Source organism: Brevundimonas intermedia (genome assembly GCF_004614235.1).
Lineage (GTDB): Bacteria > Pseudomonadota > Alphaproteobacteria > Caulobacterales > Caulobacteraceae > Brevundimonas > Brevundimonas intermedia_A.
The window spans coordinates 385,440-404,947 of sequence record NZ_SPVH01000002.1; the positions used below are offsets into that span (position 1 = coordinate 385,440).

Sequence of the window (19,508 nt, forward strand, 5' to 3'; positions counted from 1 at the left end):
TCCTCTGTCCAGCGCCATGCGGGCGCCGATTTCGCGATTGATATAGGCCGGACGGCGTTTACGCCAATCCCAGCCGCCGATCGTTGATCTCGACTAGCGCCCGTCGTGAGGCGAGGTTGCGTCCAGATCGCGGCGAAGCTTCTCATTTCGCAGAACTTCGTCCAGCCGATTTTCCTCTTCGGGCGTCAGAAGCGCGGCCTCCACCGGCCGGCGGCGTGCGCGCAGCATCAGCACGGTGATCGCCAGCAGCACCAGGGCGAACGGCCCGAACCACAGCAGCCAGGTCCCCGCCCGCACCGGCGGGGTGAACAGCACATAGTCGCCGAAGCGCCGCACCAGGTCGTCGCGCACGGCCTGGTCCGAGGCGCCGGCCGCGATTTCCTCGCGAATAAGCCGGCGCATGTCGCCCGCCACACCCGCCGGGCTGTCGGCGATGGCCTCGTGCTGACAGACGACGCAGCGGACGTCCTTGAACAGGGCCTGGGCGCGGGCCTCCTGGGTCGCATCGGGCAAGGGCCTGTCGGGCGCGGCCGGCGGCTCGGCCGCCGTCAGCATCAGCGCCAAGACCGGCGCGGCCATCAGAATTGCCAGACGCCTCATGCCGTCTTGCGCCGTCGCGGACCGACGCCGACCCGCAGCCGCCGATCCATCAGGGACAGGACACCGCCCAGGGCCATGATCATCGGCCCCAGGAAGATCAGTCGCGCCCACGGGTTCCAGTACAGACGCACGACCCAGGCCGGCTGCTGCGGACTGCCCGCTCGCTCGCCGATCACGACATAGACGTCGTCGAGACCTCGGAAATCCAACCCGACCTCGGTCGTGGTCTGACCGCCGGCGGGGAAGAAGCGGCGCTCGGCCGTGACTGTGCTGGCCCGGCCGCGATCATCGCTCGGTCGCACCGTCAGCCGGCCCTGTTCGGCCAGATAGTTCGGCCCCTCAACCACGCGGACCTCGTCCAGGGTGACGGTCCAGGGTCCGGCGGAGACGCTCTGGCCCAGCGACAGGGCGCGCGCCGTCTCGGCCTTGAAGCCGGTCTCGACCACCGCCCCCAGGATGAAGACGCCCAGGCCCAGGTGCGCCAGCGTCATGCCCCAGGCGCCCAGCGGCAGCCCCTTGAGCCGACGCAGGGTCTCGGCCGCCGACGCCCGGAACAGCCGCGCGCGTTCGGCCACCTCGGCCAGCGATCCCAGAATCAGCCAGGCGCCCAGGCCGATCCCGGCGGCGGCCAGCGCCTTCTTCGGTTCCCACAGGGCATAGGCCGCAAGAGCCGAGACGATGGCCAGACCTGCCGCGACGGCCAGACGCTGCATCGCGCCGGGCAGGTCGCCGCGCTTCCAGGCCAGCAGCGGCCCGGCCGGCAAGATGATGAAGGCGACCATCATCAGCGGCGTGAAGGTGGCGGCGAAATAGGGCGGTCCGACCGAGATGGTCGCGCCGGACGCGGCCTCCAGGATCAGCGGATAGAGGGTGCCCAGCAGCACGGTGGCCGCCGCCGCCGTCAGGAACAGGTTGTTCAGCACCAGAGCCCCCTCGCGGCTGACCGGGGCGAACATTCCGCCGCCTTTCAGCTGGGGCGCGCGCCAGGCGAACAGGACGAAGGCGGCGCCGGCAGCGATCCCCAGGATCGCCAGCAGCATCAGGCCGCGCTGGGGATCGACGGCGAAGGCATGCACGCTGGTCAGCACGCCCGACCGCACCAAAAAGGCGCCCAGCATGGAGAAGGTGAAGGCCAGCAAGGCCAGGAAGACCGTCCAGCCCGCCAGCGCGCCGCGCCGTTCGGTCACGACCGCGCTGTGCAACAGGGCCGCGCCCGCCAGCCACGGCATGAATGACGCATTCTCGACGGGATCCCAGAACCACCAGCCGCCCCAGCCCAGCTCATAATAGGCCCAGAATGACCCCAGGGTGATGCCGACGGTCAGGAAGGCCCAACTGGCGAGCGCCCAGGGCCTGACCCAGCGTCCCCAGGCGGGCCAGAAGGCGGTCTGCGCCCGACCCTCGATCAAGGCCGCGACGGCCAGGGAGAAACAGACGGAAAAGCCGACATAGCCGGCGTAGAGCAGCGGCGGATGCACAGCCAGGGCCGGGTCCTGCAACAGCGGGTTCAGCGACGCCCCCTGGAAAGGCGCGGGGTCCAGGCGGGTGAAGGGGCTGGAGGTGAAGACGGCGAAGGCTAGGAACAGCGAGCCCAGCGCGCCTTGGGTAGCCACGGCCGAGGCCTTCAGCCCGAACGGCAGGCCGCGGGCTCGGGCCAAGGCTCCGCCGAAAACGGTCAGGACCAGGCACCAGAGCAGCAGCGAACCCTCGTGGCTGCCCCAGGCGCCGGCGACCTTGTACAGCATCGGCTTGTCGGTGTGGCTGTTGGCCGCGACGTTGGAGACCGAAAAATCGGACACGACGAAGGCGTAGATCAGCGCCGCGAAACTGAGGGCGATCGCGCCCGCCGCCGCCAGAGCCGCGCCTTGCGCCGCCCCGGCCAGCACCGGACTGCGTCGCGCGCGCCCGGCCGCCGACAGGCCCGTCTGCAGGATCGACAGCGCCAGAGCCAGCGCCAAGGCGAAGGCCCCAAGTTCGGCGATCATAGGGGAACGGTCTTGCTGGCGGCGGCCGTCGTCGGCGCCGCCTCCGGCCGCCACTCGCCCTTTTCCTTCAGCCGGTCGGAGACCTCGCGCGGCATATAGTTCTCGTCGTGCTTGGCCAGGACCTGACTGGCGTGGAAGGTCCGGTCGGCGCCGAACGCTCCTTGCGCCACGATCCCCTGCCCTTCGCGAAACAGATCGGGCAGGTCGCCGTGATAGACGACGCGGGTCACGCCGACATTGTCGGTGACGGAAAAGGCCACCACGCCGTCGCCGGATTTCTGAACGCTGCCGACCTCGACAAGACCGCCCAGGCGGATGTTGCGGCCCTCGGGCGCCTTGTCGGCCGTGGCCTCGGACGGGGAATAGAAGAAGGTCACGCTGTCCTGCATCGCCCACAGCGACAGGCCGACGGCGAGCGCCAGCACCGGCGCGGCGGCGGCGACGACCCACAGGCGACGACGCGCCTTCGGCGATTTAGGCAGCCAGCTCATGCGACGGACATTCCGGGTTCGGAGGACGGATCGGCGGCATATACCGCCGTGGCGGCGCGCGACCAACGCGTCATTGCGCGCCGTCCTTCGGCAGTCGCCGCTCCAGGTCTAGACGACGCGGGTCGGCCGGGTCGAGCGCGGCGATCAGGGGGGTCCACAGGGTGCGCGCCGATACGCCGTCGCCCCGCCGCAGGGCCGCCTCGCCCAGGAAGAAGCGCGCGCCCAGCTGATCCGGGTCCAGCTTCAACGCCTCGCGGAAGGCGGCCTCGGCGTCGCCGCCGATCTGGTCGTCATTGGCCACCACCAGGCTCTCGCCCAGTCGCGCCCAGGCCTGGGCGTCCTTGGGGTCGAGGGCGATCAACCGACGGAAGGCCGACGCCGCGCCCAGGGGATCGCCGGCCGCATAACGCGCCGCGCCCAGCATGGCCAAGGCCTGGCGATCCTGCGGCCGTTCGCGCACGACCCGCGCCGTCACGGCGGCGAGCTGCGCCGGCTCCAGCCCCTCCAGGTTCGCCGCCCAGTCGTCGACGCGCCGCTCATAGGCCTGATCCGGCAGGCCGGGCGATCCGGTGAAGACATAGAGGCCCAGCGCGCCAGCGACAGTCAGGGCGATCCCGCCCAGCACCCAGAACCGATCCTTGGGCCCAGCCACGGGGGTCGCGGTCGTCGTCATGGCCAAAAGCCGCCGCCCCGCCTCGGCCCGTGCGCCCGCATAGGCCGCGTCGTCCAGCAGGCCGCGCGCCTTCAGCCGATCCAGCTCCTCGATCTCGCGCCAGCCGGCCTGGGTCTCGGCCCCCGCGGCCGGATCGGCGCCGCGCCGTGCGCCGGTCATCACCAGCAGGGCGGCCAGGGCCGCCGCCAGTCCCGTCATCATCCAGAAGGCGATCATTCTCGCCGTCTAACCCATCCGCGAACGCCGGGCGAGGCGTCGTTTCAGCCCAGGCGCGCCATTTCCGCCGAGGCCGCGCGCCGCCGCACGGCCCGCGCCGCCTCCAGCGCCTCGATCAGCGTCAGGAACCGCGCCGTCACCCCCACCAGACGCAGCACATGATCGGCATTCTCCGCCTCCCCGTCCGCCACGCTGTCCAGCGCCTCGTTGGCCCAGGTGGACAGATAGTCGGTCAGTTCGATCTTCAGCGCCGAACGGTCGGCCTCGCAGCCGAAGGTGACGGCCGCGCCGCGCAGGGCCGCGACTGCCGCCAGCAGAGCCGCCGCCGCCTCGATGGGTTCGCCGTCGCTGGGCGCTTCCAGCCAGGGGCACAGCCGGGTCATGCGGCCGGTGATCGTTCGTCGCTTCATCGGCAGAGCCGCGTGGACGGCGGCCGAGGTGGACTTCATCAGCCCCGACAACTGGCCCGAGACCTGGACGCGCGCCATCCGCGCCGTCTTGCCCCAGCTGGAATCGGGCCGGACCTGCAGGCTCATGTCCATCTCGGCCAGCACGCCCGCGCACCAGGTCACGTCGTCCACGACGCCCAGCATGGCCGCCTCGCCCATCGACGGCCTTACGGCGGCGATCTTCTGCACCCGAGCCTGGACCGAGATCAGCATCCGTTCGACGAAGACGCCCATCTCCGAATGGCTCAGCGTGATTTCGCGGTCGGCTAAACGGCTGGTGCGCGTCACCACCCGCAACATCCGCTCGGCGTCCGCCACATGGGCGAACAGGATGTCGATCATCCGCCGTCCGCCGTCGGGCGACATCTCCAGACAGTCCTGGATCAACAGCCTCAGCCCCGCCAGCTGATTGTCGTCGGGCCGCTCCAGCCACACCGGCAAGCGCGGCAAGGCGGACCGCGCCAGCGGCGTCAGATCGAAACAGCCGGCCAGCTCAGCCGGCGTCGATGGCGGCTCGCCCTCCGCCGGACGCTGAAACTCGGGCCAGACCTCGCGCGGCCGGTCGCGCAGCACCGCCGCCGCCTTGGCGCACAGCCGGTCGGCGGCCAGGGTCCATTCGCCGTCGGTGGTGACGGCGCCGTCCAGCAGCGGCAAAAAGGCCTCTTCGCCCTGGACCGCATGACGCCAGACACGGGCCACGATCATCCCTGGAAAGGTCAGGGCCGGCGCGCCGTCCTCGCGCGGATGGAACAGGGGCAGCAGGGGACCGAAAGCCGTGGCGCGACGGGCGCGATCGCGAGCCTCGTCCCTGACGATGATCGCCAGTTCGTCCGCCTTATCGCCGCTCAAGGCCGAGACGGCCGCCCCCAGCGTCGCCAGCGACTTGTCGGGACAAGCCTGGACGACCGCCGTCAGGGCGGCGCGGTGGGCGGCGGACAGGGACGACACGAAAGCTCCCGCCAACGAAGGGAAGGCCGCTCACTGTGCGGGCAATCCGGTTAACAACGACTTGGCGCCTCTGGGCCGGCGCGCTTCCCCTTGAGTCCCGCGCAGGGCCCGCCATATTGTCGCCACGCCCCGGCCGGCGCCGCCGCGCCGCCGGAAAGGAACGCCCATGCCCGTAATCGAGATCGACGGCCTGACCAAGACCTACAAGTCGGGTCTTCAGGCGCTGAAGCGCATCGACCTGACCATCGAGAAGGGCGAGATTTTCGCCCTTCTGGGTCCGAACGGCGCGGGCAAGACCACCCTGATCTCCATCGTCTGCGGCATCGTGACGCCCACGACGGGGACGGTGGTCGCCGACGGTCATGACATCCAGAAGGACTTCCGCGCCGCCCGCACCAAGATCGGCCTCGTGCCGCAGGAGCTGACCACCGACGCCTTCGAGACCGTGCTGGCCACCGTCACCTTCAGCCGGGGCCTGTTCGGCAAGGCGTCGAACCCCGCCTTCATCGAAAGCGTGCTGAAGGACCTGTCGCTGTGGGACAAGCGCGACGCCAAGATCATGACCCTGTCGGGCGGCATGAAGCGCCGGGTGATGATCGCCAAGGCCCTGAGCCACGAACCGGACATCCTGTTCCTCGATGAACCCACGGCCGGGGTCGATGTCGAGCTGCGGCGCGACATGTGGGCGATGGTGCGCAAGCTGCGCGAGCGCGGCGTCACCATCATCCTGACCACCCACTATATCGAGGAGGCCGAGGAGATGGCCGACCGGGTGGGCGTGATCCTGAAGGGCGAACTGATCCTGGTCGAGGAGAAGTCGGCCCTGATGAAGAAGCTGGGCAAGAAGACCCTGACCCTGAACCTGATCGATCCGCTGACCGCCCTGCCCGCCGACCTGTCCGACTGGGACCTGACGCTGAAGAACGACGGGGGCGAGCTGGAATACAGTTTCGACGCCAACGCCGACGACACGGGCGTGCCGTCGCTGATCCGTCGGCTTGAGGCGCTGAATATCGGCTTCAAGGATTTGAACACCCGCCAGAGCTCGCTGGAAGACATCTTCGTCAGCCTGGTCCACCAAAATGGAGCCGCGGCATGACCTTCAACGCATATGGCGTCTGGGCCATCTATCGTTTCGAGATGGCGCGCGCCCTGCGCACCCTGTGGCAGAGCGTGGTCACGCCCGTCATCACCACGGCCCTCTATTTCGTCGTCTTCGGCGGCGCCATCGGCAGTCGAATGCAGGAGGTGGACGGCGTGCCCTATGGCGCCTTCATCGTGCCCGGCCTGATCATGCTCAGCCTGTTCACCCAGTCGATCTTCAACGCCAGCTTCGGCATCTACTTCCCCAAGTTCACGGGCACCATCTACGAAATCCTGTCGGCGCCGGTGTCGTCGCTTGAGATCGTGCTGGCCTATGTGGGGGCGGCGGCGACCAAGTCGGCGGTGCTGGGCTTGATCATCCTGGCGACGGCGGCCTTCTTCGTGCCGCTGCAGATCCTGCACCCGTTCTGGATGATGGCCTTCCTGATCCTGATCTCGGTGACGTTCAGCCTGTTCGGCTTCATCATCGGGGTCTGGGCCAACGGGTTCGAGCAGCTTCAGATGATCCCGATGCTGGTCGTCACCCCCCTGACCTTCCTGGGCGGCGCCTTCTATTCCATCGACATGCTGCCTGACGGCTGGCGTACGGTGACCCTGTTCAATCCGGTGGTCTATCTGATCTCGGGCTTCCGCTGGGCCTTCTACGGTCAGGGCGATGTCGCGATCGGGATCAGCGTGGCGGCCACCCTGGGCTTCTTCGCCGTCTGCCTTGCCATCGTCATGTGGATGTTCAAGACCGGCTATCGGCTCAAGAACTGATCCGTCACGAAACGGGCCAGATCGCCAGCGAATGGAATAGAATGTCCGACGACCAGAAGACCCCGCCAGAACCCTTCGCCCGCCCCGAACCTTTCGCTCGAAAGCCGGTGACGTGGGGACGCATGCCCGCGACGACCTTCCACGTCGGGCCGGTGCCGGTCGCGCCCAATCCGCTGGACCGCATCCCCAATCCGCCCCCGCGCAAGCCCTCGCCGCAACAGCAGCAAGCCTCGATCCAGACCCGGAGTTTGGCCTCCGGCGTGGCGCCCGCCAAGGGTCAGGCGGCGGCCACCAGCCGGACGCCCGCGCAGCCCCGGCCGCCGCGTCCGCAAACCGGCAGCATCCTGGGCGGGTCGCTGATCCCCACAACCCGCCCGGCTCAGACCGCGACGACGCCCCAGCCCGCGCCTCAGCCCCTTCCCCAGTCCCAGCCCCAGCAATCGGCCGCAGCGGATCTGACCGTGCGTCCGCTGCCGACGCCGCAGGCCGCGCCTGCCCCCACGCCGAAACCGGCGCAAGCCGCGCCGGTCGCGGCCAAAGCTGTCGCCACGCCGCCTGTCGCCTCCAAACCTGCCGTCCAGACGCCGGCCCCGGTCGCCGCAACGCCGGCGCCGCCTGCCACGCCCAGCTTCGCCCGCGCGCCGACAAAGCCCTCGCGCCTGCCGCTCTATGTCGGCGCGGGCGTCGCCGCCCTGCTGGTGATCGGCGGCGGCGTCTGGTTCGCCACGCGTCCGGCGTCCACGCCCGCCCCGGCGACGACCGCCGCCGTGGTTCCCGAGGCGCCGCTGACAACGCCGCCGGCCGAGACGGTCCCGACGGGCGCAGCCCCCGTCGTTCAGGCTGAAACGCCGACGCCAGCGACAGCCGCACCTGCGCCAACTCAGACCGCTCCAACCCAAGCCGCCCGCACCACACCGACGACGACGCCGAGCGCACCGACGGCTCAGCCTCGCCCTGCGACCGCCGCGCCGCGCCAACCCGCGCCGACGGCGGCCCAGCCTGCAGCGACGCCCGCCCCGACGGTCCAGACCGAGCCGCTGGTGGTCGTGCCGTCCACGCCGCCCCCGACCGCCGCGCGTCCCGCAGCCAGCGATCCAGACGCCCCGGTCGTGACCCGGCCCCAGCCGCTGGACTGATCCGAAAGATCGCGCGCCTCGGCAGGTGACGAAACGGCCTGCAGCCCCTACCTACAGGCCATGACCGTTCACGCCTCCCCGCCGCCCATCCTCGACGCCGCCGGCGTCGATACCGACGAAGCCCTATCGATTCTGAAGACGGCCCTGGCCGGCGCCGACGATGGCGAGCTGTTCCTGGAAAGGTCCGAGAGCGAGAGCCTGGTGTTCGACGACGGCCGGCTGAAGTCCGCCGCCTATGACGCCACCGAGGGCTTCGGCCTGCGGGTCGTGGCGGGCGAGACCGCCGGCTACGCCCACGCCAACGAGATTTCCGCCGCCGCCCTGCGCCGCGCCGCCGACAGCGGCGCCCTGGCCAAGCAAGGCCACGCCGCCCGCGTCGCCGAGGGGCCGCGCGCCACCAATCAGCAGCTCTATGACGCCGTCGATCCCCTGGCCTCGCCGGCCTTCTCCGACAAGATCGCGCTTCTGGCCGAGATCGACGCCTGGGCCCGCGCCCGCGACCCTCGCGTGGTCCAGGTCTCGGCCTCCCTGGTCGGCGAGCGCCGCGCCATCGAGATCCTGCGCGCCGACGAACGGGTGGTGCGCGACGTCCGCCCCCTGGTCCGCCTGAACGTCTCCGTCACCGTCGAACAGAACGGCAAGCGCGAGAGCGCCTCGTCCGGCGCGGGCGGTCGGGCCGGGTTCGAGACCTGGGTGGCCCCCGAACGCTGGCAGGCCCAGGTGGACGAGGCCCTGCGCCAGGCCCTGGTCAACCTCGACGCCATCGACTGTCCGGCGGGCGAGATGGATGTGGTCCTGGGCGCCGGCTGGCCCGGTGTCCTGCTGCACGAGGCCATCGGCCACGGCTTCGAGGGCGACTTCCACAGGAAGGGATCGTCCGTCTTCAACGGCATGATGGGCCAGCGGGTCGCCGCCCCCGGCGTCACCGTCGTCGACGACGGCTCCATCGCGGGGCGTCGCGGCTCCCTGTCGGTCGATGACGAGGGCACGCCGACCTCGCGCACCGTCCTGATCGAGGACGGGATCATGGTCGGGCTGATGCACGACCGGCTGTCGGCGCGTGAGATGGGCGTGGCCGCCACCGGCAACGGCCGTCGGCAATCCTTCGCCCATATGCCGATGCCGCGCATGACCAACACCTTCATGGAGGGCGGCCGGGACTCCAAAGCCGACATGATCGCCAATACCAAGCGCGGCCTCTACGCCGCCAACTTCTCGGGCGGCCAGGTGGACATCACCAACGGCAAGTTCGTCTTCCAGTGCAACGAGGCCTATCTGATCGAGGACGGGGTCATCACCGCACCCGTCCGCGGCGCCACCCTGATCGGCGACGGCGCCACGGCCCTGACCAAGATCCAGATGGTCGGCGACGATTTCGCCTTCGACCCCGGCGTCGGCGTCTGCGGCAAGGCCGGTCAAGGGGTGCCTGTCGGCATCGGGCAACCTTCGCTCAAGATCGGCGGACTGACGGTCGGCGGCACGGCGGTCTGAGCCAGCGGAACCGTATCGCCACGCAGGGTGTTTCCTCGCCACACTGGAGAGGGAACATCCATGCCTACCGAACGCGAAGTCCAACATCCCGATGGCCGGGTTGAACGCATCACCGAAACCACCGCCGCCCCCACGACCGTCGTCGAGCGTCGCGGCAGCGGCATGGGCGCCATCGTCGCCCTGATCATCGGCCTCTTGGCCGTTCTGGTGATCGGCTATTTCCTGATGAACATGAACAATAACGAAGCGGTCGAATCCAACGCCATCGCCGGCGCAGCCGAAAGCGTCGGCAACGCCGCCGACAACATCGGCGAGGCCGCCCGCGACGCGGTGCCGGAACGCGCGCCGGCGCCTGCTAACTAATATTGGCTAACTAATACCTCGTCAGGGGGCGGACGGACGCCACTCGGGACCCAGCGGTTCCAGCCCGTCCGCCTTCAGACGATCCAGCACGCCGCCCGGCTCGGCCAACAGCCGCAAGGGCGCGATGGCGACCGTCACGCCGGTCTCGGCCAGAGCCTCGTCCACCGCCGTACTCCAGATTCCCCGCAGCGTCTCGCCCTGCCCCATCACCGCCCAGTAGGAACAGGCGTTGGTCGCCTGGTCCAACGAAGAGGCCAATACGGCGGGCACACGGCGCAGACGCCAGGCCTCGGCGCGTTGCGCGGCCTCTTCGGGATCCGCCTCAGCCGCCGTCACCGCCGCCGTGATACAGTCCACATAGGCTTCGGGCGGCGTGGTCAGGATCTTGTCGACCATCTCGTCACCGCGAAAAACGCCGACAGGCTCGGCCGGGGTGCGGTTGGTCCTCGCGGCGCGGCGCACCACCTCCGACACCGGCCGCGCCCGACGTGCGTAGCCGCCGTGTTCCATCAGATCCGCCGACAGCATCAGCATGCTCTTGCGGCTGGGGCCCTCGCCCGTCGCCTCTTCCACCCGGGCCTCAAGCTCGGGCGACAGATAGTCCGCGCTGGTGCGCTCGCCCGGCAGGCGCGTTAGGGTCCGCATCCGCCACAGCAGCCGCCCGACATCCGCCAGCGACGCCTGGCCCTGCACCGGGAACAGCACCCGATCTGCGCGTTCGACCGCCGAGATCAGGGCGTCGGTGCGCCACTCCATATCGCGGGGCAGACCGTCGATCGAGCCGACCAGGATCAGCACGCTGTGGCCGCGCCGCACCTCCCACATCGGCCCCTCGATCCGGCGCGCTGTGACGACGATGTCCTCGACCGCATCGGAGGGCGCGTCGTGGGCCGAGACCGGTCCGGCCAGCGCGGCGACGGCCAGAACGGACAACAACAGGGAAGATGAGCGACTGATCATTACATCGCTGTAAGCCGCATTACTGTCCTGTGCGTAATGAAATCGCTGTAATGATGTCGTCGATTTAATCCACCTTGCCGCCTTGTAACTGGAGATAAAGACGCCGGATCGGCACACCTCTCGCCAACGAACCGAGGGGAACCCCATGACCAAGACCCTGCTGCTGGCCAGCACCGCCCTGCTCTTCACCGCCGGCGCAGCCTTTGCCGGCGACGCACCACAAGTCGCCGAGGCTCCGGTCCCGACCGGCCCCACCAATGAGGCGCCGCTGGCCGACGCCAGCCAGCGTGGCGTGCTGGTCTTCACCCCCGACTTCTTCGCGACCCAGCGCCCCAACACCGCGCTGGACATGGTCAACCGCGTGCCCGGCTTCTCGGTCGACGACGGCACGGGCGCCCGCGGGTTCGAGGGGGCGGTCGGCAACGTCCTGATCAACAACGCCCGACCGGCGTCCAAGAACGACGCCGGATCCAATGTCCTGAGCCGCACCCTGGCCAGCCAGGTCGAGCGGATCGAGCTGATCCGGGGCGGCGCGCCCGGTATCGACATGCAGGGCTTCTCGGTCGTGGTGAACGTGATCCTGAAGACGGAGAGCAGCCGTCAGTCGATCCTGTCGTGGAACACCACCCAGTTCGAGGGCGCCGGTCAGAACCTGTATGGCGGCAGCTATCAGTTCACCGCCCGCAACGGCGCCCGCAGCTGGGGCGTCACCCTGTCCGACGGCATCAGCATGAGCGATTCCAATGGACCGGGCCGCCTGATCCGCCGCGACGCCGCCGGCAATGTCCTGCGCGACGAACTGACCGATACCGACGGCTACGGCGGCGGAAACTCCATCCGCGGCACCTACGCCGGCCCTCTCGCGGGCGGCAAGGTCGATCTGACCGCCCGCTACGGGATCAACGACTGGCAGGGCTACAACACCAGCCGATCCGCCACCGCCTTCCGCGAAAGCCTCGACAGCGAGGACAGCGACGGCGGCGAGTTCGGCGTGACCTGGGAGCGGCCTCTGAACGCACGCTTCAAGCTGGAAACCCGGCTGATGCACGAGTTCGGCAGCTGGGACGGCGTCTCCACCTACAACGTTTTGAACAACGGCGTGGACGCGCCTGAGCAGATCTTCGCCTATGAGGGCGAAAGCTCGGAAACCATCCTACGCGCCCTGGTTCGTCATGAGCGTTCGCCCAAACTGACCATCGAGACCGGCGGCGAGATCGCCTACAACATGCGTCAGACCGACCAGGCCTATACCGAGGGCGGCGTCGCCATTCCGCTGCCCAGCGCCTCGGTCAAGGTCGAGGAAACACGCGGCGAAGCCTTCTCAAAGGGAACTTGGCGGCTGCATCCCGACCTGACGCTGGAAGCCGGTCTGCGGCTGGAAGCCTCGACCATCAGCCAGTCGGGCGATGCGAACCAGGAAAAGAGCTTCTTCTTCGCCAAGCCGCGCTTCCTGGCGACCTGGACGCCGATGCCGAACAACCAGCTGCGTTTCCGGTTCGAGCGCGAACTGGGCCAGCTCGACTTCTCCGACTTCGCCGCCTCGGCCGACCTGGACGAGGAGAACGTCTATGGCGGCAACGTCGATCTGGAGCCGGAACAGCGCTGGATTTCGGAACTGACCTACGAACGTCGCTTCTGGGGCGAGGGGATCGTCTCCATCGGCTATCGCCACGACCAGATCATCGACGCCATCGATCGCATTCCTCTGGCGGACGGCCTGTCGGCGGTGGGCAACATCGGCGACGGCACGCTGGATCAGCTGTCGCTGAACGTGACGCTGCCGCTCGACAAGTTCGGACTGTCCGGGGCGCGCTTCACCTTCAAGAACGACTGGAACAAGACCGCCGTCACCGATCCGACCACAGGCGAGGAACGCCCCATCTCGGGCGTCCGTGCGACCCAGGCCAACGTCGGCATCGAGCAGGACATCACCAGCTGGAAGCTGCAGTGGGGCGTCAACTGGCTGCCCTATCTGCACCAGCCCAACTATTCGCCGGACCAGGTCTCGGCGTGGCGCGGAACGGACTATTTCGAGATGTTCGCCGAGTACAAACCCACCCCGACCCTGTCGATCCGCGCCCAGCTGAACCTGTGGGACGACTTCACCCAGCGCCGCACGGTCTTCGCCGACCGCGAGACACGCGCGATCGCCTTCGTCGAGGACAGCGCCGCCGATCCACGCACCTTCGTGTCCCTGCGCGTCCGCAAGACGTTCTGAAGCGACCTTTAGCCCAGCAAAAAGCCCCGGCGGAGCGATCCGCCGGGGCTTTTCTTCGTCAGGCGGTCGGGATCAGTGAACCCCGGCCATGCTCTTCTTCAACAGCGGTGAGATCAGCAGCAGGAAGACGCCGACGCCGACGCCCGTCCAGCCGATGGTGCCGAAGATCGACCCATAGGTTTCCAGCGCCAGGGCCGGGCTGGTGACGACACCCGCGACCGTGTCCGTCGCGGTCGCCTTGGCGATCAGACCGGCGACGATGTGCGCCACCGAGCTGGACAGGAACCAGACGCCCATCATCAGGCCGACCACGCGCGCCACCGACAGTTTGGTGATCATCGACAGGCCGACGGGCGACAGGCACAGCTCGCCGATCGTGTGGAAGAAGTAGGTCAGGAACAGGAACAGCAACGGCACGCGGAACGCGTCGTTGGCCTGGCTTCCCGCCGCCCAGGTCAGGACCAGGAAGCCGAAGCCCACGAAGACCAGGCCGAACGAGAACTTGACCGGGGTGGACGGCTCAAGCTTGCGCTTGGCCAACCAGACCCACAGGGCTGCCATGATCGGGCCGCCGATGACGATGATGCCGGGGTTGAACATCTGCGTATAGCCGGCGTTGAACCAGCTGGGCATCTGGGTCGACTGGTCCGCGAACAGGGTCAGCGACGAGCCGGCCTGTTCGAACAGGGCCCAGAACAGAACCGAGAAGAAGATCAGCACCTGGGCGACCAGCATGCGGCTGCGCTCGGCGCCCTTCAGGCGGAAGACGGTGAAACCGACGACCGAGGCGAAGATCACGCCGGCGATCCAGGGCAGGCCCGTCTCGATGATCTCGTGGCGCTGCATCAGAAGCCAGGTCGGGATGACGGCGATGAGGCCGGCGATCCAGAAGAAGGGCACCAGCGGCACGCCCAGGATCGAACGCCCCTCGATCGGAACCGGCGGTCCGCCGCGACCTTCCAGCCACGACTGACCCAGCACGAAGGTCAGCAGACCCGCCAGCATGCCGATGCCCGCCAGGCCGAAGCCGTAGGCCCAGCCATAGTTAAAGCCCAGATAGGAACAGGCGGCCGTGGCCAGGAACGAGCCCAGGTTGATGCCGACGTAGAAGATGGTGAAGCCGCCGTCGCGACGCGGATCGTTCTGCTCATACAGCGAGCCGACGACGGTCGAGATATTGGCCTTCAGGAAGCCGACGCCCACGATGATCAGGGCCAGGGCCAGGAACAGGACGGGCTCGCCCAGCTTCTGGTCGCGCTCAGTCTCCAGCGTATAGCCGCCGGTGGCGGTGAAGGCAGGGAAGCCTGCGGCGGCGGCGGCCTGCGGCGCAGCTTGGGTCGCGGGATCAAGCGCGCCGGTCGGCGGCGTGCCCAGGCCCGTGCCCACGGCGGCGGCTGCGGCGTCTGCGGCGTTGGCGGCCGAGGGTTCGGCGCCGACGGTCGAGACCCCTTCGGGCGTGATGGCGATATGAACCCGCTCGTCGCCGTTGACGGCGAACATCTTGCGGTTCTGGTCGCGGCCTTCGACCTGGATCTGATAGGTCTTCTCGCCGATGGTCAGGCTTTCACGTCCGCCCGTGCCTTCGAAGGCCATGGTGAAGTGGCCCAGCACCAACAGGACGGCGCCGATGATGACCGCCTTGCGCGATCCCAGATATTTGTCGGCGATCATGCCGCCGATGACCGGCATCAGATAAACCAGCGCGGCATAGGCGGCGTAGATGCCCTGCGCCTCGGCCGGACCGAACAGGAAGTGCTGCGTCAGGTACAGCACCAGCAGGGCGCGCATGCCGTAGTAGGAGAACCGTTCCCACATCTCTGTGAAGAACAGGATCACCAGCCCCCGCGGGTGCCCCAAGAAAGTCTTGCGAGGCTCTAGCGCCCCCCCATCCGTCGCTGTCAACGGCTCACTCCCAACTGCCGCGCCGCTATAGGGCGCGCGAAAGGCGCATACCCAGCACAGCGGGCGAATCCGAACAAGTGTTAAGGCCGTTGTGGGACAGCGTGCCGCGAAGACGCATCGCCAGACACAACCTTGAGTGATATATACTGGCGCATATTATGCACGTCTCGCATCCAGGAGAGACCGTCGGTTTCATAATGGGAAGGAGCGCTCGATGTCCGTGCGACCGATCGTCGGATCCGACCATGAGGCCCTGAACCGGCTGCACCGCGACGTGGGCTGGCCAGAGCGGTCGCCGGCCGGCTGGCGCTGGTTGGAGGCCAATCCCGCGCGCCAGGACATCGCGGCCCCGGCGGGCTGGGTGGTCGTCGACGACCGGGACGAGGCCGTGGCCATGGTGGGCAACTTCGTCCAGCGGTTCCGGCACGGGTCGCGTCGTCTCTATGCGGCGACCGGCTTTTCGATCATCGTGCCGCCCAGCCGCAAGGGCGCCAGCCGCGCGCTGATCCGCACCTTCCTCAAACAGCCCGGCCTGTTCGCCCGCTATACCTTCAACGCCAATGCGCGTTCGGCCCCGCTCTACGGTCTGTTCGGCCTCAAACCCTGGCCGACCGAAACCCATGGGCTGAAGCTGTCGTGGGTGACGGACCGGCTGGCCTGCGCCAAGGGTCGGATACTGCGGAGCCTTCTGGGTCGCACCTCGGCGCAGACGGCCGCCCGGCTGGGCGAACAGTTGATGAATGGGCGGGTGTTTCGACAGACGGCCCCGTCCCTGCCGCCGCAAGTGACCGAGTTGCGCGACCTGTCGGATGGATCGCCCTATGCCGACTTCTGGCGGACGTTGTCGTCCGAGGATCGGCTGCTGGCGGATCGCGGCCCGGCAACCCTGCGCTGGCGCATAGCGGACCCCGACCTGACGCTGAAGCCGCTGCTGCTGGCCTGCGTGCGCGAGGACCGGATCGTCGCGACCGCCATGGCGCAGATGACCAAGACCAGCCTGATCGAGCCGCCCTGCTTGGACATCATCGACCTGGTCGCGTTGGAGACGGCGCAGGATGCGATCGCACTGCTGACGCAGACCCTGATCGACAATGCGCGAGACATGGGCGCCGCCAAGGTGCGGTTGCAGATGGTGACGCCGCAGATGCTGACGGCCCTGGGCGACCTGGCGACGACGGCGCGGCGTGAAGGCGGCTGGGGCCATTGCCACGCCATCATCGACGATCCGGCGCTGGCGGAAGCCTGGGCGCCGACCCCGTTCGACGGCGACTACGGCATCTGTTCGCGCACTCCGCCAGCGCCGGTGCGCCGCAGCCGGCCGTCCGCAGCGCACGCAACCGCGCGTGGCCGCGTTTCCAAGGCCTGATCAGACCTTGGGGCGGGCCTTCAGCTCGTCGCGGATTTCGATCAGCAGGGATTCCGTCGCCGTCGGCGCGGCAGGCGCCGGATCGGGCTGGGCCGCCTGCTGACGACGAAGGGCGTTGATCCCCTTGACCACCATGAAGACCACCCAGGCCACGATCAGGAACTGGATCACCGTGTTCAGGAAGGCGCCGTACTGGATCGCCACCTTCTCGATCGCCTCGGTCGCCGGATTTTCGGCCCGCAGGACCCATTCCAGCTCTGAAAAGTCGATGCCGCCGGTCACCAGGCCGATCGGCGGCATCACGACCTGATCGACCAGGCTCTTGACGATGCCGTTGAACGCCGCGCCGATGATGACGCCGACCGCCAGATCGACGACATTGCCCTTGACCGCGAACTCACGAAATTCAGACAGCAGGCTCATGGGGCTTTCCTTGGATGGTCGTCAGAAGGCGAGGCGCAGGATCACGCGTCGCCGGAAGCGTTCAGCCGCTCGCGCAGTTCCTTGCCACTCTTGAAGAAGGGCACGGCCTTGGCGGGCACCTCGACGGCCTCGCCGGTGCGGGGATTGCGTCCCGCCCGCGCCGGTCGCGAGCGAACCGACAGGGCGCCGAAACCGCGCAACTCGACACGGCCGCCCTCGGACAGGGCCGTGGTCATGGTGCCCAGGATGACGTTGACCAACCGCTCCACCTCCGCGTGGGTCAGGTGGGTGTTTTCCATCGCCAGCTTTTCGATCAGTTCGGACTTGATCATCGATGCCCCTGCCAGCGCGTTTTGACAGGCCGTCTCGCCCGCCGTCGATCCAGAAGCCGCACCCTAACCTTCGACCGGCTCTCGAAAAAGCCCTTATCCGCCAATGATGCGCGTCATTCGCAGGAATTGTGTCCGCCAGCGAACACAATGCTGTCCCAGACAGAGAAAAAGGCGGCGGGATCGCTCCCGCCGCCCTTCATTCTTTTTCCCGCTAACGCAGAGCGCGCGGCGCTCCGCTGCTTGAGCGGGGCTTTTTTACGCTACCGCAGAGCGCACGGCGCTCTGCAGCTTGAGCGTTTAGTCCTTGGTGCCGGCGTTCTTCAGCGCGGCGCCCAGGATGTCGCCCAGCGAAGCACCGGAGTCGGACGAGCCGAACTGTTCGATGGCTTCCTGTTCGTCCTTCATTTCCAGCGCCTTGATCGACACCGAGACGCGGCGCGAGGCCTTGTCGACGGCGGTGATCATGGCGTCGATGCGATCGCCGACGGCGAAGCGTTCCGGACGTTGCTCGTTGCGGTCGCGCGACAGGTCCGACTTGCGGACGAAGGCCGTCACCGGCGCGTCGTCTTCACCGAACTTGACCTCGATGCCGCCCGACTCGATCGACGAGACGGTGACGGTGATCTGCTGGCCGCGGCGATAGGTGTCGCCCTCGCCGATCGGATCGCCGCCGAGCTGCTTGATGCCCAGCGAGACGCGTTCCTTCTCGACGTCGACGTCCAAGACCTTGGCCTTGACCATCTCGCCCTTGCGATAGCGCTGGATGGCTTCTTCACCCGAGACCGACCAGTCGAGGTCGGACAGGTGGACCATGCCGTCGATGTCGTTGTCCAGGCCGATGAACAGGCCGAACTCGGTGGCGTTCTTGACTTCGCCCTCGACGGTCGAGCCGATCGGGTTGTTGGCGACGAAGGCGTCCCACGGATTGTCCTGAGCCTGTTTCAGGCCCAGCGAGATGCGGCGCTTGGAGGCGTCGACATCCAGAACCACGACGTCGACTTCCTGCGAGGTCGAGACGATCTTGCCGGGGTGGACGTTCTTCTTGGTCCAGGACATTTCCGAGACGTGGACCAGGCCCTCGACACCGGCTTCCAGCTCCACGAAGGCGCCGTAATCGGTGATGTTGGTGATGCGGCCCGTATACTTGGCGCCGACCGGGTACTTGGCTTCCACGCCGTCCCAGGGGTCCGACTGCAGTTGCTTCATGCCCAGCGAGATACGCTGGGTGTCCGGGTTGATCTTGACGATCTGGACCTTGACGGTGTCGCCGACGGCGAGAACCTGCGACGGGTGCGAGACGCGCTTCCACGACATGTCGGTGACGTGCAGCAGGCCGTCGATGCCGCCTAGGTCGACGAACGCACCGTAGTCGGTGATGTTCTTGACGACGCCTTCGCGGACTTCACCCTCGGCCAGCTGACCGACCAGTTCCGTGCGCTGTTCGGCGCGGGCTTCTTCCAGGATGGCGCGACGCGACACGACGATGTTGCCGCGCGGACGGTCCATTTTCAGGATGGCGAAGGGCTGTTCCTTGCCCATCAGCGGACCGACGTCGCGAACCGGACGGATGTCGACTTGCGAACCGGGCAGGAAGGCCGAAGCGCCACCCAGGTCGACGGTGAAGCCGCCCTTGACGCGACCGACGATGGCGCCGTTGACCGGCTGACCTTCGGCGAACACGACTTCCAGACGGGTCCAGGCTTCTTCGCGGCGCGCCTTGTCGCGGCTGATGACGGCTTCGCCCAGGGCGTTCTCGACGCGCTCCAGGTAAACCTCGACATTGTCGCCGACCTTGGGCAGGGCGCCGTCGTCGCCTTGGCCGAACTCGCGCATGGCGATGCGGCCTTCGGTCTTCAGACCGACGTCGATGATGACGATATCTTTTTCGATGCCGACGACGCGACCGTGAACGACCTGGCCTTCGCCGAAGTCGCGACCCTGAAGCTGTTCGTCGAGCAGCGCCGAGAAGTCGTCGCGTGTGGGATTGAGAGTATCAGACATGAAGCTCTGGTGTTTCCGGTAGGGCTGTGGCGCGCGACCGAACGGCCCCGCGCGAGGTGGACGCCCCTGACACAGCAAGGCGCTGCGCCGA

General features: G+C 68.0%; 17 protein-coding genes. 7 read left to right on the top strand and 10 right to left on the bottom strand.

From position 1 onward, the window contains the following. Nucleotides 1-93: 93 nt before the first annotated feature. The 5 genes from EGY25_RS03675 to EGY25_RS03695 form a co-directional block, all read right to left on the bottom strand. The gene (locus tag EGY25_RS03675; protein WP_135193695.1) at nt 94-600 is read right to left on the bottom strand and encodes a cytochrome c-type biogenesis protein; all 507 of its coding nucleotides are present in this window, start codon (nt 598-600) and stop codon (nt 94-96) included. Beyond that, nucleotides 597-2,585 carry a heme lyase CcmF/NrfE family subunit gene (locus tag EGY25_RS03680; protein WP_135193696.1) on the bottom strand — a complete coding sequence of 663 codons (1,989 nt, stop codon included), beginning with the start codon at nt 2,583-2,585 and terminating at the stop codon, nt 597-599. Before EGY25_RS03680 ends, EGY25_RS03675 begins: the two co-directional genes overlap by 4 nt. Continuing rightward, nucleotides 2,582-3,076, bottom strand: a complete 495-nt coding sequence (ccmE, locus tag EGY25_RS03685; RefSeq protein ID WP_135193697.1) for a cytochrome c maturation protein CcmE — start codon at nt 3,074-3,076, stop codon at nt 2,582-2,584. The genes EGY25_RS03680 and ccmE overlap by 4 nt, the downstream gene beginning before the upstream one ends. 70 nt (nt 3,077-3,146) lie before the next feature. Next, nucleotides 3,147-3,965, bottom strand: coding sequence for a c-type cytochrome biogenesis protein CcmI (gene ccmI, locus EGY25_RS03690; protein WP_135193698.1), 819 nt, complete (start codon nt 3,963-3,965; stop codon nt 3,147-3,149). A gap of 44 nt (nt 3,966-4,009) precedes the next feature. Then, entirely contained in the window at nt 4,010-5,362 is a 1,353-nt protein-coding gene (locus EGY25_RS03695; RefSeq protein WP_135193699.1) for a hypothetical protein, read from the bottom strand. A gap of 166 nt (nt 5,363-5,528) precedes the next feature. Here EGY25_RS03695 and EGY25_RS03700 point away from each other — a divergent pair, with 166 nt between their 5' ends. Genes EGY25_RS03700 through EGY25_RS03720 form a run of 5 tightly spaced genes read left to right on the top strand, consistent with a single transcriptional unit; the run spans nt 5,529 to nt 10,215 of the window. After that, entirely contained in the window at nt 5,529-6,461 is a 933-nt protein-coding gene (locus tag EGY25_RS03700) for an ABC transporter ATP-binding protein (protein ID WP_135193700.1), read from the top strand. Beyond that, entirely contained in the window at nt 6,458-7,225 is a 768-nt protein-coding gene (locus EGY25_RS03705; RefSeq protein WP_135193701.1) for an ABC transporter permease, read from the top strand. The genes EGY25_RS03700 and EGY25_RS03705 overlap by 4 nt, the downstream gene beginning before the upstream one ends. A 41-nt stretch (nt 7,226-7,266) precedes the next feature. After that, entirely contained in the window at nt 7,267-8,361 is a 1,095-nt protein-coding gene (locus EGY25_RS03710) for a hypothetical protein (protein ID WP_135193702.1), read from the top strand. A 60-nt stretch (nt 8,362-8,421) separates the two neighbouring features. Then, nucleotides 8,422-9,852: a metalloprotease TldD gene (gene tldD, locus EGY25_RS03715; protein WP_135193703.1), complete on the top strand. Its 1,431-nt coding sequence runs from the start codon at nt 8,422-8,424 to the stop codon at nt 9,850-9,852. Nucleotides 9,853-9,912: 60 nt separating this feature from the next. Further along, the gene (locus EGY25_RS03720; protein ID WP_135193704.1) at nt 9,913-10,215 is read left to right on the top strand and encodes a hypothetical protein; all 303 of its coding nucleotides are present in this window, start codon (nt 9,913-9,915) and stop codon (nt 10,213-10,215) included. A gap of 21 nt (nt 10,216-10,236) precedes the next feature. Here EGY25_RS03720 and EGY25_RS03725 read toward each other — a convergent pair whose 3' ends face one another. Then, nucleotides 10,237-11,175 carry a TraB/GumN family protein gene (locus tag EGY25_RS03725; RefSeq protein WP_135193705.1) on the bottom strand — a complete coding sequence of 313 codons (939 nt, stop codon included), beginning with the start codon at nt 11,173-11,175 and terminating at the stop codon, nt 10,237-10,239. Nucleotides 11,176-11,320: 145 nt separating this feature from the next. Between EGY25_RS03725 and EGY25_RS03730 the strand changes: the two genes are divergently transcribed. Continuing rightward, a complete protein-coding gene (locus tag EGY25_RS03730; RefSeq protein ID WP_135193706.1) occupies nt 11,321-13,393 on the top strand; it encodes a TonB-dependent receptor plug domain-containing protein in 2,073 nt (690 codons plus the stop codon). Nucleotides 13,394-13,465: 72 nt separating this feature from the next. Here EGY25_RS03730 and EGY25_RS03735 read toward each other — a convergent pair whose 3' ends face one another. Then, a complete protein-coding gene (locus EGY25_RS03735; protein ID WP_135193707.1) occupies nt 13,466-15,229 on the bottom strand; it encodes a peptide MFS transporter in 1,764 nt (587 codons plus the stop codon). A gap of 280 nt (nt 15,230-15,509) precedes the next feature. On the opposite strand from EGY25_RS03735, the gene EGY25_RS03740 reads away from it, so the two are divergent. Then, a complete protein-coding gene (locus EGY25_RS03740; RefSeq protein WP_135193708.1) occupies nt 15,510-16,661 on the top strand; it encodes an N-acetyltransferase in 1,152 nt (383 codons plus the stop codon). Here EGY25_RS03740 and mscL read toward each other — a convergent pair whose 3' ends face one another. From mscL to rpsA, 3 genes are all read right to left on the bottom strand, one after another. Beyond that, nucleotides 16,662-17,084: a large-conductance mechanosensitive channel protein MscL gene (gene mscL / locus EGY25_RS03745; RefSeq protein ID WP_135193709.1), complete on the bottom strand. Its 423-nt coding sequence runs from the start codon at nt 17,082-17,084 to the stop codon at nt 16,662-16,664. Between the two features lie 41 nt (nt 17,085-17,125). Further along, nucleotides 17,126-17,416, bottom strand: coding sequence for an integration host factor subunit beta (locus EGY25_RS03750; RefSeq protein WP_135193710.1), 291 nt, complete (start codon nt 17,414-17,416; stop codon nt 17,126-17,128). A 297-nt stretch (nt 17,417-17,713) separates the two neighbouring features. Further along, the gene (gene rpsA / locus EGY25_RS03755) at nt 17,714-19,417 is read right to left on the bottom strand and encodes a 30S ribosomal protein S1 (RefSeq protein ID WP_135193711.1); all 1,704 of its coding nucleotides are present in this window, start codon (nt 19,415-19,417) and stop codon (nt 17,714-17,716) included. Nucleotides 19,418-19,508: the final 91 nt, after the last annotated feature.

What these genes read in the sequence shown, in the direction of transcription:
- EGY25_RS03675 (WP_135193695.1), bottom strand. Translation starts at nt 600, where the DNA reads ATGAGGCGTCTGGCAATTCTGATGGCCGCGCCGGTCTTGGCGCTGATG.
- EGY25_RS03680 (WP_135193696.1), bottom strand. Translation starts at nt 2,585, where the DNA reads ATGATCGCCGAACTTGGGGCCTTCGCCTTGGCGCTGGCTCTGGCGCTG.
- ccmE (WP_135193697.1), bottom strand. Translation starts at nt 3,076, where the DNA reads ATGAGCTGGCTGCCTAAATCGCCGAAGGCGCGTCGTCGCCTGTGGGTC.
- ccmI (WP_135193698.1), bottom strand. Translation starts at nt 3,965, where the DNA reads ATGATCGCCTTCTGGATGATGACGGGACTGGCGGCGGCCCTGGCCGCC.
- EGY25_RS03700 (WP_135193700.1), top strand. Translation starts at nt 5,529, where the DNA reads ATGCCCGTAATCGAGATCGACGGCCTGACCAAGACCTACAAGTCGGGT.
- EGY25_RS03705 (WP_135193701.1), top strand. Translation starts at nt 6,458, where the DNA reads ATGACCTTCAACGCATATGGCGTCTGGGCCATCTATCGTTTCGAGATG.
- EGY25_RS03710 (WP_135193702.1), top strand. Translation starts at nt 7,267, where the DNA reads ATGTCCGACGACCAGAAGACCCCGCCAGAACCCTTCGCCCGCCCCGAA.
- tldD (WP_135193703.1), top strand. Translation starts at nt 8,422, where the DNA reads ATGACCGTTCACGCCTCCCCGCCGCCCATCCTCGACGCCGCCGGCGTC.
- EGY25_RS03720 (WP_135193704.1), top strand. Translation starts at nt 9,913, where the DNA reads ATGCCTACCGAACGCGAAGTCCAACATCCCGATGGCCGGGTTGAACGC.
- EGY25_RS03725 (WP_135193705.1), bottom strand. Translation starts at nt 11,175, where the DNA reads ATGATCAGTCGCTCATCTTCCCTGTTGTTGTCCGTTCTGGCCGTCGCC.
- EGY25_RS03730 (WP_135193706.1), top strand. Translation starts at nt 11,321, where the DNA reads ATGACCAAGACCCTGCTGCTGGCCAGCACCGCCCTGCTCTTCACCGCC.
- EGY25_RS03740 (WP_135193708.1), top strand. Translation starts at nt 15,510, where the DNA reads ATGTCCGTGCGACCGATCGTCGGATCCGACCATGAGGCCCTGAACCGG.
- mscL (WP_135193709.1), bottom strand. Translation starts at nt 17,084, where the DNA reads ATGAGCCTGCTGTCTGAATTTCGTGAGTTCGCGGTCAAGGGCAATGTC.
- EGY25_RS03750 (WP_135193710.1), bottom strand. Translation starts at nt 17,416, where the DNA reads ATGATCAAGTCCGAACTGATCGAAAAGCTGGCGATGGAAAACACCCAC.
- rpsA (WP_135193711.1), bottom strand. Translation starts at nt 19,417, where the DNA reads ATGTCTGATACTCTCAATCCCACACGCGACGACTTCTCGGCGCTGCTC.